Annotated in this window: 16 protein-coding genes; 4 read left to right on the top strand and 12 right to left on the bottom strand. The window is 63.4% G+C overall.

Features of this window, described 5'->3' with window-relative positions; genetic code table 11:
• Positions 1–27 precede the first annotated feature (27 nt).
• From BMF89_RS07065 to BMF89_RS07080, 4 genes are all read right to left on the bottom strand, one after another.
• A complete protein-coding gene (locus tag BMF89_RS07065) occupies positions 28–891 on the bottom strand; it encodes an ABC transporter permease subunit (protein WP_078106364.1) in 864 nt (287 codons plus the stop codon).
• Positions 891–1,853, bottom strand: coding sequence for a sugar ABC transporter permease (locus BMF89_RS07070; protein WP_253190737.1), 963 nt, complete (start codon positions 1,851–1,853; stop codon positions 891–893). The genes BMF89_RS07065 and BMF89_RS07070 overlap by 1 nt, the downstream gene beginning before the upstream one ends.
• Entirely contained in the window at positions 1,850–3,010 is a 1,161-nt protein-coding gene (locus BMF89_RS07075; protein WP_078106365.1) for an extracellular solute-binding protein, read from the bottom strand. Before BMF89_RS07075 ends, BMF89_RS07070 begins: the two co-directional genes overlap by 4 nt.
• A 164-nt stretch (positions 3,011–3,174) precedes the next feature.
• Entirely contained in the window at positions 3,175–3,993 is an 819-nt protein-coding gene (locus BMF89_RS07080; protein WP_253190738.1) for a hypothetical protein, read from the bottom strand.
• A 116-nt stretch (positions 3,994–4,109) separates the two neighbouring features.
• Between BMF89_RS07080 and BMF89_RS07085 the strand changes: the two genes are divergently transcribed.
• Positions 4,110–4,424: a hypothetical protein gene (locus BMF89_RS07085; protein ID WP_078106366.1), complete on the top strand. Its 315-nt coding sequence runs from the start codon at positions 4,110–4,112 to the stop codon at positions 4,422–4,424.
• A 19-nt stretch (positions 4,425–4,443) separates the two neighbouring features.
• On the opposite strand, the gene BMF89_RS07090 is transcribed toward BMF89_RS07085, so the two are convergent.
• From BMF89_RS07090 to BMF89_RS07110, 5 genes are all read right to left on the bottom strand, one after another.
• A complete protein-coding gene (locus BMF89_RS07090) occupies positions 4,444–4,761 on the bottom strand; it encodes a metalloregulator ArsR/SmtB family transcription factor (RefSeq protein WP_078106367.1) in 318 nt (105 codons plus the stop codon).
• Complete coding sequence (locus tag BMF89_RS07095; protein ID WP_078106368.1) at positions 4,758–5,240, bottom strand: SRPBCC family protein; 483 nt, start codon at positions 5,238–5,240, stop codon at positions 4,758–4,760. Before BMF89_RS07095 ends, BMF89_RS07090 begins: the two co-directional genes overlap by 4 nt.
• Positions 5,241–5,306: 66 nt before the next feature.
• Positions 5,307–6,488 (bottom strand): hypothetical protein, encoded by a 1,182-nt coding sequence (locus tag BMF89_RS07100; protein WP_139359580.1) that lies wholly within the window; start codon positions 6,486–6,488, stop codon positions 5,307–5,309.
• 85 nt (positions 6,489–6,573) lie between these two features.
• Positions 6,574–7,245, bottom strand: coding sequence for a response regulator (locus BMF89_RS07105; RefSeq protein WP_078106370.1), 672 nt, complete (start codon positions 7,243–7,245; stop codon positions 6,574–6,576).
• Positions 7,242–8,870: a sensor histidine kinase gene (locus BMF89_RS07110; RefSeq protein WP_078106371.1), complete on the bottom strand. Its 1,629-nt coding sequence runs from the start codon at positions 8,868–8,870 to the stop codon at positions 7,242–7,244. Before BMF89_RS07110 ends, BMF89_RS07105 begins: the two co-directional genes overlap by 4 nt.
• Before the next feature lie 255 nt (positions 8,871–9,125).
• Between BMF89_RS07110 and BMF89_RS07115 the strand changes: the two genes are divergently transcribed.
• Together BMF89_RS07115 and BMF89_RS07120 are read left to right on the top strand one after the other, a co-directional pair.
• Entirely contained in the window at positions 9,126–10,124 is a 999-nt protein-coding gene (locus BMF89_RS07115) for an aldo/keto reductase (RefSeq protein ID WP_078106372.1), read from the top strand.
• Between the two features lie 153 nt (positions 10,125–10,277).
• Positions 10,278–10,652, top strand: a complete 375-nt coding sequence (locus BMF89_RS07120) for a PepSY domain-containing protein (protein WP_078106373.1) — start codon at positions 10,278–10,280, stop codon at positions 10,650–10,652.
• A 545-nt stretch (positions 10,653–11,197) separates the two neighbouring features.
• Here BMF89_RS07120 and BMF89_RS07130 read toward each other — a convergent pair.
• Genes BMF89_RS07130 through BMF89_RS07140 form a run of 3 tightly spaced genes read right to left on the bottom strand, consistent with a single transcriptional unit; the run spans position 11,198 to position 13,583 of the window.
• Complete coding sequence (locus BMF89_RS07130; protein WP_078106375.1) at positions 11,198–11,485, bottom strand: YciI family protein; 288 nt, start codon at positions 11,483–11,485, stop codon at positions 11,198–11,200.
• An 8-nt stretch (positions 11,486–11,493) separates the two neighbouring features.
• Positions 11,494–11,958, bottom strand: a complete 465-nt coding sequence (locus tag BMF89_RS07135) for an SRPBCC domain-containing protein (protein ID WP_078106376.1) — start codon at positions 11,956–11,958, stop codon at positions 11,494–11,496.
• Entirely contained in the window at positions 11,958–13,583 is a 1,626-nt protein-coding gene (locus BMF89_RS07140) for a bifunctional diguanylate cyclase/phosphodiesterase (RefSeq protein ID WP_139359581.1), read from the bottom strand. Before BMF89_RS07140 ends, BMF89_RS07135 begins: the two co-directional genes overlap by 1 nt.
• 262 nt (positions 13,584–13,845) lie before the next feature.
• Here BMF89_RS07140 and BMF89_RS07145 point away from each other — a divergent pair, with 262 nt between their 5' ends.
• On the top strand, positions 13,846–14,469 hold the full coding sequence (locus tag BMF89_RS07145; protein WP_078106378.1) for a PadR family transcriptional regulator: 624 nt from the start codon (positions 13,846–13,848) through the stop codon (positions 14,467–14,469).
• Positions 14,470–14,503: the final 34 nt, after the last annotated feature.

Here is a 14,503-nt window from a genome sequence, read left to right on the forward strand (position 1 = left end):
TCTCTGTCTGACATTGAGCGCGGGGCGCTATTTGATCTGGAAGCCTTCGGCGAGCTGGCCGCCGAGGATGTGCTTGTGCGCCGCGAGCATGAGGGCCACGGAAGGGATGGCCAGCAGGATCGAGAAGACGGCGGCCACTTGGGTGGGGTAGTTCAGCACCAGGCTGTACATCTGGGTCGGCATGGTCATGAACGCCGGGGCACCCACCAAGTACGTTCCTTGCGCTTCGTCGAAGGACGCCAGGAAGGACATCACGGCCGCGACGATAATCCCGGGCAGTGCCATGGGGAGCGTCACTGAGGCGAACACGCGCAATGTGGAGGCTCCGGCGTCGCGGGCTGCTTCCTCAAGGTTCCGCGGCACGGCAGCGAACGCTGCCGCCGGGATCCACGTCATGAAGACCACTGTGCCCAGCACGTGCACCACGAGGATTCCCAGCACCGTGTTCATCAGGTTCAAAGCGTAGAAGAGCGCCGCAAGGGTAACGAACAAGCCCATCTTGGGAAAGGCGTTGGTCGCGAAAAGGCTGATCAGGAAGAAGCGTCGGCCGGGAAAATCGAAGCGGGCGAAGGCATAGGCGGCGGGCAAGCAGATGATCGCGGACACGAGCACCGTCAGCGGGGCGAAGAACAAGGAGTTCTGCACCGCGATGCCAAGCGCGCCGTCGTTGACCACCACCTGCCACCAGCGCAGCGTCCAGTCATCGGGAAGGAGGTTGGGGAAGGTCCAGTTGCCCGCGAAGGCGCGGACGCCCAGCCAGAGCAGGGGGCCGAGGATGAACACGACCATAAGGACCACGAACAGGCCCACGACGGCACCGCGCACAATAGAGTCCAGCGTGAGCGGCCGGCGGGTCCGTGAGGCAACCGAGGAACCAGTAGTGACAGCCATCAGACTTTCCCCTGTTCGTTGGCCGAGCGGAAGTTTGCCCACACGTAGAGCGCGGCGATTCCGGAAGCGATCAGGAAGACAGTGAAGGCCATGACCGCGGACTGCTGGGGCTGGTTGAAGGCAGAGAAGTAGTTGGACATGTCCACTCCGAGCATGTTCGGTGAATTGGGCCCGGTGAAGTACGGGACCGTGAACGAGCCAACAATTCCAATGGCCGTAAACGTCGTCGCGATGATGATGGGAACTGCCGCCATGGGAACGATCACCGAGACGATCGTGCGCAAGGAGCCGGCACCGGCGTCGCGGGTGGCTTCGATCATGGCGTTCGGCACGGACTGCAGTCCGGAGGAGACCATGAGCACGGCGAACGGAAGCGACGTCCAGACCGAGCCGATGATGACCGTGACCATGGTGAAAGCCCATACCGGGAAGTCAAGCCCGAACAGGGCAAAAACGCTCCGCAGGAAACCCGTGCCGGAGTAGAAGGTCAGGATCGCCCACGAGGCGATGACCACCGGGATGAACAGCGGCACGATCGCCAGTCCGGAGAGGAGCCGGGCCATTCGACCGCCCTTGAGCTTGAGGTAGAGACCAATGCCCAAGGCCAGGAAGATGACGGTTGCCGTGCTGGCCAGCGTCACGATGACCGTAACCAGAAGGTCCCCGAGGAAACGCTTGTTGGTGAACATCTCCTGGTATGCCGCCAGCGTTCCCCACCATGAGTCCGCCTCGTGCACGTTCTGGCCAATGGTGGCAATGGTGTGGTTCAACCCACCGGTGAGGCCGATGCTGAAGCCGAAGGCAAGCACGATCGGGAAGCCGACGAAGATCGCGATCAGCAGGATCGGCGGCAGGGCCATGAAGAATCCGACGGCGCGCTGGCCCAGGCGCTTAGGGCGCGTGGTACGGGCCGGCGGAACTGTTTGTTCCAGTTCCGCCGGCTTGTGAAGCGTGGTTGTCACTGGCCGGGAACCTTCTGGTCCCAGAGGTTGTTCAGGTCTTTGCCCATCTGGTCGAAGTAGCCCTTGCGCAGGTTGTTGGTGTCTGCGTCCTTGAACTTGTCCTTCACGTCAGCCGGCAGTTTGTCCAGGCTGATGGCCGGGAAACCGGACATGTCCTTGATGATCATGGTCTGCGCGTCCGGAGAGAGGATGAAGTTGGCAAGCTTCAGTGCCGCTTCCTGGCGGGGCGAGGACTTGGGAATGCCGAGGTAGGCGGCACCGCCGGTGAAGGACGGGTTGCTGATCTGCGTGGCCTTCACGGTGGACGGGATCTGGCCATTGGTCAGGCCGGTGATGAACTGGTCAGACCACACCGGGGCCATGGAGATCTGTCCCTTGGCGAGCAGGTCAAGGGTCTGCTGGTTGCCGTTGGGGTAGACACCGCTCTGGAAGACGGATGAGTTGAGGTCCTTCAACGTCGCGAAGCCCTGGTCCCAGTACTTCTCGAGGTCCTTCTCGTAGCCCACCGTCATCTTGGCGCGGGCGTCGGCGGGAACGAACTTGTCCAGGACCGTGGCAACGAATGCGCCACCGGACCCTCCCGACTTGGGCGAGTTGTAGGTGAACTTGCCCGGGTTTGCCTTGATCCAGTCGAGCAGATCGTCGAGGGTCTTCGGCGGAGTGGCAACTGTCTTGGTGTCATATGCGAGGAGCACCGCGGAGCCGCGGTACGGGATGCCGCCGGTGCCGCCGGCCTTGATGACATCCTGCGGTACATCGTTCAGTGCCGGAATCGTCTGCGAGTTCACGGAGGTCAGCAGATTGGCCGCAGAGGCCTTGGAGACAAAGCCGCCGTCCACGAGGTCGAAATCAGGTTCCTTGTTCTGCTCCGTCGCGCTGGTCAGTTTCGCCAGGGTCTGGGCATCGTGCTCGCCGTGCAGATCGAGGGTGACCTTCACGTTGTAGCCGGGGTTGGCCTTCTCGAAGGCGGGAACGAGGCTCTTTTCCCACAGGTTCTGGACGTTCGTGTCCCCGCTGATGAACACGGTGATCGTCTTGTCCGGAGATGCGCTGGCGCCATTGTTCTGCGCCGAAGCGGTACTGCTTTGCGCGCAGCCGGTCACAGCGGTGGCTGCAACGACGGCGACGGCGGCCGCTGCTAGAAAGCGGTTGGTCATGGGTGTTCCTTCATCTTGTCTCGAAAAGTCCCCCAAGTGCAGGAACTACCTTCCAAGGGCAAGGTGAAGGAGCGGGTCTTCCCCCATGAATCCGCGGTGAACCGCAGACAGAATTAACGCAAATATGTCAGGACATACGAACAACCATAAGAAGCCGGAAATCCCTACTTTTGGACACGCTTCCATTTGATCGTCAGGAACGTGACCAGGACGGCTATCGCCGCAGCGAGGGCCAGGCTGACGGGGCCGGTGCCCCAGTCGAGTCCCCCTCGGCCAGGGGAAACAGCGGTCCAGTCAGAGAAGGACGCCCCCAAGGGACGGGTCAGGATGTACGCGAACCAGAAGGCGGGGATCGCCGCCAGCAGGCGACGCCAGTGGGCCAGCGCCGGGATGGCGATGACAACCGTGAACATGATGCCCGAGGCAAGGTAGCCCAGGCCCAGCGAGTAGGCGGTCAGGTCTCCGGTCGCCGTGCCGAGCGCGAACGTGGTCAGCACCGCAGCCCAGTAGAACAGCTCCCGACGCCGCGTGGTGATGCTGTGGATGGAGAGGGTCTTCTCGCTCCGGTGCCAAAGCAGGAAGACGACGGCGAGCGCCACGGTGAAGAAGAGGGTCGACGCCAGATAGGGGACGCCAAGTCCGACGTGGACTGCGTCGGCAGCCATGGTCCCGAACACGCTGACCATCGCGACGGCGGTCCAATACACCCAGGGGATGTACCGGCGGACGCGGAACTGCAGGACCAGCGAAATCACCAATGCCGCGAACCCGAGGCCCAGGGCGATCTCGGGTTCGAATCGGTGCACCAGGAAATCGGACGTCGTTTCGCCCATCCCGGTAGTGAGGATCTTCACGACCCAGAACAAGACGGTGACCTCGGGTACTTTCGAGGCGGAGGCTCGTGAGGCGGCGTTTTGCAGTTGATCGCCAATGGCTACGGTGTCCTTGGCCCGCGGGTTAGCGGTGAGTTCTTCGGGCATCATGGCCCCCATTGTTCACGGCTTTCCCGAGCGTTTCCCGAACGTGCCGCATGTGGCCACGCCCTGACACGGTGACGAAGCCCCAAGCCACCCGGCCCCATTCGCGGGATAATGGAGCCATGGCCGATCAGGATCAGGATCCTTGGGATGAGTTCGACAGGCTCAAGCCCGCAGGACACGATCGCGTCCAAGGCCATCCCGGAGGAGAACCCTTGGGTTTTGGCTTCCGTACGGGCGTGCGGAGCGCACGAGTGGCCCTGGGTTTCGCCGTCTACGCACTGGTCCTTGGCACCGTGCTTGTCCTCGTCGGGATCATCGACTTCATCGGCACGGGCGAGGTGCTCTGGCTGGCGTTGATGGTGCTTATCGAGGCCGTCTTCATCTATGGCTTCATCCAGTTGGCGCACCAGGCGCGCAACCGGCGTTCGACGTAGAGCACTCTGTTCCGAAGAACTACAGTCCTTCCGCGATCTGCTTGATAGTGGACAGGCGGCGGTCCCATTCGGCGCCGATGCGGTCGAGGTTGCGTGCCGTTTCGCTCAGTTGCGAGCCGAGCACCCTGTAGCGCAGTTCGCGGCCCACGCGCAGCGATTCAACGAGCCCGGCCTCCTGCAGCACGGCGAGGTGCTTGGCGATGGCTTGTCGCGTGACTGGGAGCCGCCCGGCGAGGGCCGACGCCGATGCGTCGCCTTCGCCGAGGGCCGCCAGAATGCCCCACCTCGTCTCGTCTCCGAGCGCGGCGAATACTGGAACCAGGGTGCTCGTGGTCACGACCCACCCTCGACATAAGCGGCCAGTTCGTCCAACTCCGAGTCCCAGCCTTGGCGGTGGCTCTCCATGTTGAAGGCCGGATCGCTCGTCGTGTCGAAGCCGGTCTCGACGACGGTGAGTTGCGTTCCGCCGTCGAGCACTTCAAGCGTGAAGCGGAACACGGTCGAGTGGTCAGGGTCGACCTCGGCCGGCTGGGTGCCGCGCGCGTCGTCGTTGCTCCAGCGGTAGGCGATCATTCGCGGCGGGTCGAGTTCCTCGATCAGCACCGGGAAGGCGCCGTATCCCTCGAAAGAGAAGACACCGCGGCCTCCAACGGCCACCTCGTCAAGGACGGCGGTTTGTCCGAACCAGCGCGCAATGTGCTCGGCTTCGGTGATCGCGGCCCACACCTTCTCGATGGGTGCCGCAATGGTGATGGTGCGCCTCACGGTGAATTCGCCGGCGTCGACGACGGAGGCCTGGTTTGCAGTCATAGTCATGATTCTGGTCCTTTCAGTCAGTTACTGCAACTAAAGGGTTGCATTAACTGAAAGAAAGAGCAACCCTTAGGTTGCAGATCGAGGCTTACTGGGGTCGCCAAGGGCGGATCTCCTGCGGCGTCCCGCGGCCACGATGAAGACCGCGACGGCGATTGCCACTATCGCGGCGCCGCCGCCGATTGCGGTGATGATGCTCCAGGGGCTGAGAGTCCCGACGCCCGATGGCGTGCCGGGGACGGCGGGTTTCGAGGTTGTGGAGGTTGTTGCGCCCGGGGCAACCGCGGCGTAACGGGACACTGAGCCGTCACCGATACCGCTGCCCGGGCTTGTCACGATGAGCGTCCCGTCCGGAGCCACCGCCAGATGCCCGGAGTTCTTCTCAGTTGGGATGGAGGATCCCACCGCTGTTGCGCCCGGCGGGATGACTGACAACACGCGGTCTTGGACCGTGGTCACAAAGACGGTACCGTCCTGGCCGACGACTGCCTCTTGGGGTCCTCCCGGGACGAAGATACGGTATGCGACCGTGTCAGCGCCCGGTTTGATGACTGCGAGCTGATTGGAACTGATGTTGGTGACATAAATTGTTCCGTCGGGGCCTGCGGCGATCCCGTGGGGATTCTCTGTGCTTCCTGACGTCGCGCTGACCTGAATGGTCCGGGAGACGGCGCTCGCTCCGGAAGGAATGACCGAGACAGTCCCCGCGATTTGGTTTGCTACGAACGCGGTGCCGTCCTTCGTGACCGCGACCTCCACCGGCCCTTCTCCGACAGGTACCGTCCGGTCCACGGTCGATCCGTTCGGCGCGATGACCGACACGGTGTGCTCCAACGAGTTCGGAACATAGATCGTCCCGTCAGGTCCAGCGGCGATCAGATGGCTCCCGCTGGAAACCGGAATTCGTCGCGCGACACCGGTCGCGCCGGCAGGAATGACGCCCACGTCGTACTGATTGCTGGCGCTGTCCCGTTCAGCGACATACAGGGTGCTGTCCGGGGCCATTGCCAGGCCTGACGTGAACCCTCCCGTGCTGATGGTCCGGGATGGCCGGACCGCTCCGGGAGGTATGACGCTGATGCCGCCGGCCGCTCCGTAGTTGCCGACATACGCAGTGCCGTCAGGACCGACCACCACGCCAACGGGCACCCCGCTCACGTCAAGAACGTCCGAAGGTGCCGCCATCGCAGGCACAGCGCCCAGATAGGCGAACGCGGTCGCGGCCACGACGGCCAGGCTCCAAATTTTCACTTTCTCCCCCAAGAATCCCCGACGGCGCTCGACGCCGACCCAGCGGAGCGAGCTCCGCGTCTGCAGCATATCCCGCCGCCGGCCCTCAACCCTTGCGCGGCAAGTACGTGTTCACCGGCCGCCCGGTCGATCCGTAGGCCAAATGCAGGTCAACGAGTCCTTTGCGTTCGAGTTCACTGAGATAGCGCTGCGCCGTAGGTCGGCTGATTCCGACGCTGCCCGCGATCTCCGAGGCACCCAAGGGTTCCGTGGAATGAACAACCATGTCGAGGACTTTTTGCATCGTGGGCGGCAGTCGCCGGGGCGCTTTGGAGGGTGGAGCCGTCCGGCGCAGGCTGAACAGCTGGTCAACGGTCGCCTGGTCGGCCACCGTCCGGGATTCCGCCTCCTGCCGCCACCGCCGATATGCCTCGAGCTGGGTCTGCAGCTGCTCGAAGCCAAACGGCTTGACGAGGTAGTACACCGCTCCCCCGCGCATGGCGGCCCGTACGGTCTCAAGGTCGCGCGCGGCGGTGATCATGACGGCGTCGAGTTTTTCCCCGGCCCCCTGAAGGGACCGCAACAGGCTGATTCCGTCTTCATCGGGGAGGTAGACATCCAGGAGAAGAAGGTCCGGTTTGAGCCGCTGCACGGCTTCCCTGGCCTCTGCCGCGGTGTGGGCCTCGCCGACGCATTCGTATCCCTCGATTTTGGCCACGCGGCTTGCGTGGATGCGGGCTACGCGGAAGTCGTCGTCGACCACCAAGGTGCGGATCATTCGATTGATTGTCCTGTCATGACCGGGGTTTCGGATTCCATGTGGGGTTCCGGCAACCAGATTTCAAAGCGTCCCCCGGGGCCCGGGAAAACATCCATGGTGCCTCCTGCACGGTGAACGATCCTGCTCACCAGCGCAAGGCCTATCCCGCGTCGCATTCCCGGCCGCGGTTCCTTGGTGGTGAACCCGTCGGCGGTGATCGTGCCCACCAATTCTGCGGGGACACCGGGCCCATTGTCGGTCACGCAAATGAAAATGCCCGAGGAATCGTCCAACTGGATGCTCACCTCGCGGGGCGTGGGCTGCTCGGCGAGGATCTCGACGGCGTTGTCGAGGAGGTTCCCCACGATCGTCAGCAGCGCTTGCGTTTCGAGGAACGGTTGGCGCAGCTGCGAGTCGTCAGTGACCGATATCGTGACGTCCTGCTCAGCAGCCACGGTGATTTTCGCGAGCAGCAAAGCCGCGAGCTCCGGCGGCTCGATCCGCGAGCGCAGGCCTTCGCCCAGCGAGCGCGAGGTGTCCGAAATCCGCGAGACGAAATTCCGCGCCTGGTCCACATCTCCGAGTTCCAGGAGTCCGTCCACCACGTGGAGACGGTTCGCGTACTCGTGCTCCTGGGCGCGCAGGGCCTCCATAAGGCCTTCGACAGAGCGAAGGTCTCGCACCAGCCCCTCAACCTCGGTGCGGTCGCGCAGTGTGACCACCGAGCCTATGCTCCTTCCGGCCAAGGCAACGGACATCCGGTTCACCACCAGCAGGGCGTCCTCGGTGATGACGATCTGGTCGGTTCCGCTGATCTGTCCGGTCAACAGGGAACGCAGCCTCCCGGCCGGCAGCAGATCCTCGATCTTCTCCCCCAGCACGTTTTCTTCCAAGTGGAGCAGGGAGCGCGCTTCGGAGTTGATGACGGTGACCCGGCCGTCGTCGTCGAACCCGATCATCGCTTCGCGGATGCCGTGCAGCAAGGCCTCGCGCTCCTGCAACAGGGACGCGATCTCCACCGGTTCGAGATCGAAGGTGACCCTCTTGATCCTGCGCGCCAGCAGGGCAGAACCCATGGCGCTGATCACGAGCACAACGGCTGAATAGCCGGCAATCAGCAACACCTGTTTGGTGAGCTCGCTGCTTTCGGTGGTCACCAGGATTCCCACTGAAACCTGCCCGACGACGGTCCCGTCTGCCGCGCGCACCGGCGCCTTGGCGTTGACTGAGTCGCCGAGGCTGCCTTTGTCGATGCCGACATGGGTCTGCCCGTCGAGGACTGCGACGGGTTCTTCCAAGGTCTGCCCGATGAGGTTTGGATTCGGGTGGGAGTACCGGACACCTTTCCGGTCGGTGACCACGACGTAGTCCGGCTGTGCCTGGGACTGGACCTTGCTCGCGATCGCCTGAATCGAGTGCGTGGGATCTCCGTTCCCCAGGGACGTCACGATTTCCGGCATCTGCGCCACCGTCGTGGCGATCCCCAGCGCCCGGAGCCGGTATTGGTCCTCGAGGGTCTGGTTGCTGATCTGGGTGTAGAGAAGCGCGCCCAACGTGACTGTCACAAAGAGGATGCAGAGCAACCACACGAGGATCTGGGAGGCAAGGGGCCGCGCCTTCCAGCGCGCGCCGAAAAATCGCAAGCCACGCAACTCTGGGTGCACCGCCAACCTCTTCCTACTCTCCTAGTAGCTTATGTGACAAAGTTCACGGCTACTACGGATCAGTGCCGGACCGGCACCCGAGCGCCCGACGGCGGCGGCCCGCCGTCGTCGGGAACTCACCTCCGAGAGAGGTACTGGCAGGGACTCCCTGCCGTGCCGAGCTATCCCTAGTGTTGACGGCAAAGCTCGATCTTGTTTCACGACGCTGGGATTCACAACTCGGAGGGACGAACGATGGAAAAGCGCACCTTGGGCACCCATGGCTTGGAGGTCTCCGCCGTCGGGCTGGGCTGCATGAGCATGACCGGTGGGTACAGCGACAAGCCGGACCGACAGGAAATGATCTCGCTGATCCGCGCCGCAGTGGATCGGGGCGTGACCTTCTTCGACACCGCCGAAATTTATGGCCCGTACGCCAACGAAGAGCTCGTGGGCGAAGCCCTCGCCCCGTACAAGGGCCAAGTAGTTATCGCTACCAAGTTCGGTTGGGACATCGATGCCGCCGAACGCAAGCCGAGCGGGCGCGTGAGCAGCCGCCCCGAGGTCATCAAGGACGTCGTGGACGGTTCATTGCGCCGTCTCGGCGTCGACGCCATCGACCTTTACTACCAGCACCGGGTGGATCCCGACGTTCCCATCGAAGACGTCGCAGGTGCGGTCAAGGAACTGATCGAGGCCGGCAAAGTGAAGCACTTCGGTATGTCCGAAGCGTCCGCGGGAACAATCCGCCGGGCGCACGCCGTCCAGCCCCTGAGCGCCGTCCAAAGCGAATACTCCCTCTGGTGGCGCCGCCCCGAGGAGGAAGTGCTGGCCGCGTGCGAGGAACTGGGCATTGGTTTTGTCCCCTATAGCCCTCTCGGCAAGGGCTTCCTGACCGGAACCATTACGGCGGACACCAGCTTCGATGCGGGCAACGACATCCGAAGCACCATCCCCCGGTTCGCGCCGGAAGCGCTGCAGCACAATGCCGCCGTCGTCGAACTGCTTGCGAACATCGCGGAACGCAAGGGGGCCACGCCCGGCCAGATCGCCTTGGCCTGGCTCCTGGCCCAGAAGCCCTGGATCGTCCCGATTCCCGGCACCCGAAAACTGCACCGCCTGGAGGAAAACATCGGTGCCGCCGCCGTCGAACTGTCCGCTGCGGAGCTGGGCGAGATCGAGGACGCTGCCTCCAAGATCCAGGTGCAGGGCGGCCGCTACAGCGACGCGGCAGAACGGATGACCAACCTTTAGGTGTTCGCGCGGTGCCACGCTACCGGATCCTGTGAGCCAGGCGGAATTGTCACAGTTCAGGCACAGCACAGGTAAAGAGGCGCCAAAGTGTGGGGTTCGAGGATGGGATACAGCTTCGAACCCCTCGGAGTTGAACCTCTAAGGAGCAACATCGTGAACAAAGTCCGGAAAATCGCAGTGGGCGCGGCCCTGATTGGCGCCGTCGCAGGCGGCGGAGCCCTCACCGCCATGGCCCTGCCCGCGAACGCAGCAACCACCGACACGTCGACCGCCAGCCCGTCCGCGCCCGCCACGAACGGCGGCAACCACGGAAACGAAACGGACCTGACGGGTGACACCGCCACCAAGGTGAAGGCCGCTGTCCTGGCCGCCAACTCCGGCGCCACGGTGGAGAACATGACCACCGAAGACGACGGCAGCGCCGCCTACGAAGCCCACATCACCAAGTCCGACGGCACGCACGCCACCGTCAAACTCGACACCAGCTTCAAGGTCACCGCAACCGAAACCGGCGGCCCCGGCCACTAACCCCAAACCGACCGAGGACTGTGGGCGGATACGGCACCCTGCCGCATCCGCCCACTTGTTCGTTCTCGCTCCGGCCGCGCAACCCGGGTCGGCCCGGCGTCGATCTCCGACTGAGCGCGGTGAGGGTAGGACCCCCAGTCCTAGGAAAAGCAGGGAGCGGCTCAGCTGCTGACATCGTCTTCCGGAGCGCTTAGCGTCTTTAACAGAACCTTGAACGACGGCGGTTCCGCCTTTGAGTATCCGGGTTTCTTCCAGCCGCTAACTGGTTCACCAGTTCGGGGCTCCGCGCTTAGACGAGAAGAAGATGACAATGGAATTTTCGTTGATGATGGCTTGCGCAGTCATCAGCATCGTGAACAATGACAGCCGCAGTGCTTTGCCGGGGGCGCCTGTTGTGCCGGCACGCCCGGCGGGACGCCTGCGGCTGACCCGGCTGCGGGGTTGGATGGCGACCGCTTTTGCACCGTGCCGCATGGAGCATCGAGCCCCGGGTGCAGCCTGTCTTGGAGACGTGCCGGTGAGGTGCGCGGAAGGGTGTCCGAATGTCAGGCAGAGTCCTGCGGTCCGAACGTTAGCGCGTTCCACTCCCGGATCTCGCTGGGAACCGCAAGTCCTTCAAGAACGAACGGATCGCCTGCGATGAACTCCTCCGCCCTTTCCCTGCTGGTGAAGATGCCCATCGAACCGTTCACGGCGGGATTGTCGAAGGTTCCGATACCGATCAGGCCGCCCTCCGCGGCGAAGGCCTGAAAGTATGCGGCATGACGGGGGTAGACGGCTTGGAGCCCCGGAAGCGCCGAAGGATCCGAGCTGTAGAAAACGACGAATTGCATTGTTTGCCTTAGCTGTTGGATTCGGTGCTGTCGAGTTCGGCGAGGGTCTGGCCGAGCCGCGGGAGCACGTGGTTCCGCCACCCGCCGCTCATGATGCGGTGCGATGCCACGTGCGTCGGTTCGCTGGGATCGAAGCCGTCGTGGACGAGGGACAGGCGAGAGCCCGTGTCCTCAGCGGCAATTGACCACGTCACTGTGCTGTCGAGGTTGTTTCCGGAGTGTGCGTCCCGCCATGAAATCCGCAGTACCTTCTCCGTTTCCATGTCAAGGACTTCGCTGGCCACCAAGCCGCTGAAACCCACTGCCGGAACGGGAATCCCGCGCATCTGGAACTTGTGCCCCACGATCGCCTGGAAGTCGTTTTCCATCAACCAGCGGGCGATCAGTTCCGGTTCCGTGAGGGCCCGCCAAATCGTGGCAGGCGCGTGCGGCAGGAATTCTTCGACCTCGATGGTTGTCAGTTGTTCACTCATCAGTTGTCCTCTATCTCGTTCGTGACCATGCTAAATTCCGCGGGAGCCATCGGCCGGGCGATCAAATAACCCTGCGCAGTGTCGCAGCCCAGGTCCCGCAGAATATTCAATTGCTCCTGGCGTTCCACTCCTTCGGCGGTGACCCGGACCCCCATGGCGTTGACCGTTTGAATCAGCCCTCGGACAATGATCGCAGTGTGCGGATCGCTATCTACGTCCCTGATGAACGCTTTGTCGATTTTCAGCGTAGTCAGCGGAAGGACCCGAAGCATGGCCAAGGACGAATAGGCGCTCCCGTAATCGTCCAAGGCGACGCCAAGGCCCATATCCATCAGTTCACGCAGCTGCGATGCCACCGAGGGGACGTCCACTATCGCTGTCCCCTCGGTGATCTCGATTTCCAGCATTCGGGCAGGAATTCCGTGCCGGTTCACGGCTGCCTGGATCTCGGACGGAAGCGTCCCGCCCGCGAACTGGACCGGGGAGACGTTCACGGCGATGTTCCGTGGTGTGCCCGCGTCAATCCAGGAGCGGGACTGGGCGCAGGCCTCGTCCAGTACCCAAGCCCCGATCCTATGGATATCCCCGGTGTGTTCTGCGAGCGGGATGAACTCATCCGGAGCGATCGGACCGATCTCCGGATCGTTCCAACGCAAGAGCGCTTCGACGCCGGCGTCCTCCCCGGTCGCAAGATCCAGGACTGGCTGGTAGTGGAGAGTCAGGGCCGAATCCTCAACGGCTGAGGAAAGCCGACGCCGGATGTGCGCCTGGCGCGCGAATGGAGCCGGTTCCTGGCACGGGCCGATGCGGCCGATGCGTCGCTTGCCCTCCTGCTTGGCCCGGAGCATCGCGCCGTCGGCGTGCCGGAGCAGGACTTCGGGACCGGCGAGCATGTCCTCCGCGATGATGTCGACTCCGAGCGCCAGGCCGATGGTCGCACTGATATGCAGTTCGCACCCATCGAGCAGGAAAGACCCTTCGAGGCTGTCCAGGATGCGGGTCGCGACCGCAAAAGCGGCGTCCTCGTCGACGTCGGTGAGGAGGACAGCGAACTCGTCGCCGCCCAGGCGCATCAGGGATCCGCAGCTTCCGACGCTGCGTGCCAGACGCCGGGCGAACTCGGTGAGCGCGGCGTCACCGGTGCGGTGGCCGTAGGTGTCGTTGACGGACTTGAAATCGTCAAGGTCGATGAAGAGCATGCCGACGCCGGGCAGTCCCGCGCTAGCACCGATGTCAGGGCAATGCTCTTCGAGCATCCTCCGGTTGGGCAACCCTGTCAGCGGGTCGTGAAGCGAGGCGTGGCGGAACTGCGCGGAAACGGCGGCAAAGATGTCCGATACCGTGACAATCCGGGGGCCCGTGGCGCTCAGAACCAACAGATCCTGGTACCGCTCGTACTCCGGCCGCTCCAGGACGGTTTGCGCGGCGGACTGCAGGTCAAGCTCGGCAGCCATGGGCGAGCCCGCTGCAGGCAAGAGTTCCGAAGCCGTCCGTCTCGTATTCAGTGCCCGCCCGTAACCGAGCCGGCCGGTCAGCTTGAACTCCAGGTGGTCCCGGGTGAGCAGACCGAACGATTCGCCCTGTTCCACCACGACTGCCCTCAATCCGCGGTCATTCCGGAACATGGCGTCAATCTCCGTGGCCGACACGGTAGCTGGCACAACGAAGGCCGCCACCCCCAGGTCCCCTAAACAGGACGGGAGCGGACGCAAGAGGGAAGGTACGGGGCTACCGCCTTTCGAACACACGATCTTCTTCTTACCACCCGGACATGAACCGGCTTGACGGACTCTTGTTTAACGACAGTCAGCGATATATCGTTAAGTATCGCAGAACAAACTGCGGCCCCCCGGGGCACCTGCACAACACTGAAAGGACGATGCCGTTATGAAAGGCATTCACGACAACAAGCACACAGCTTGCGGTCCGGACATGGAACGCTTCGGACGCGGTCGGAGCCGTCGCGGACCCCACGGTCACGGAGGATTCGGACCCGGCCGCGGGTTTGGGCCGGGGCGCGGTTTCGGACCGGGCTTCGGGCCGGGGTTTGGACCAGGCTTTGGTCCCGGCGGCCCGCGCCGGGCCAATAAGGGCGACGTTCGTTTCGCGATCCTCTCCCTGCTGGCCGAAGCGCCATCCAATGGATATGGCCTCATCAAGACAATTGCCGAGAAGACATCCGGCTCGTGGCGCCCAAGCCCGGGTTCGGTCTATCCGACACTGCAGCAGCTCGTTGACGAGGAGCTCATTGCACCCGTCGGCGAAGGCCGGCGCACGGAGTTCACACTCACCGATGCCGGTAAGGCCTATGTAGCGGAGCACTCCGAGGAGCTGGAAAATGCGTGGAACATCGATCCGGAGGGGTCAGGACCCGCGTTTCACCAGAGCGTCGCAAAGCTCATGGGGGTCATCCACCAATTCCGCTTCGCCGCAACAGACGAGCAGCGCACGGCGGCCATGGAAAAGATCGACGAAGCCCGGCGAGCGCTCTACCACATCCTCGCCGACTAGCACCACACCTTCCGAAGCCGCGACGCGGAGTAGC

This window comes from Arthrobacter sp. SRS-W-1-2016, assembly GCF_002009585.1.
GTDB lineage: Bacteria > Actinomycetota > Actinomycetes > Actinomycetales > Micrococcaceae > Arthrobacter > Arthrobacter bambusae_A.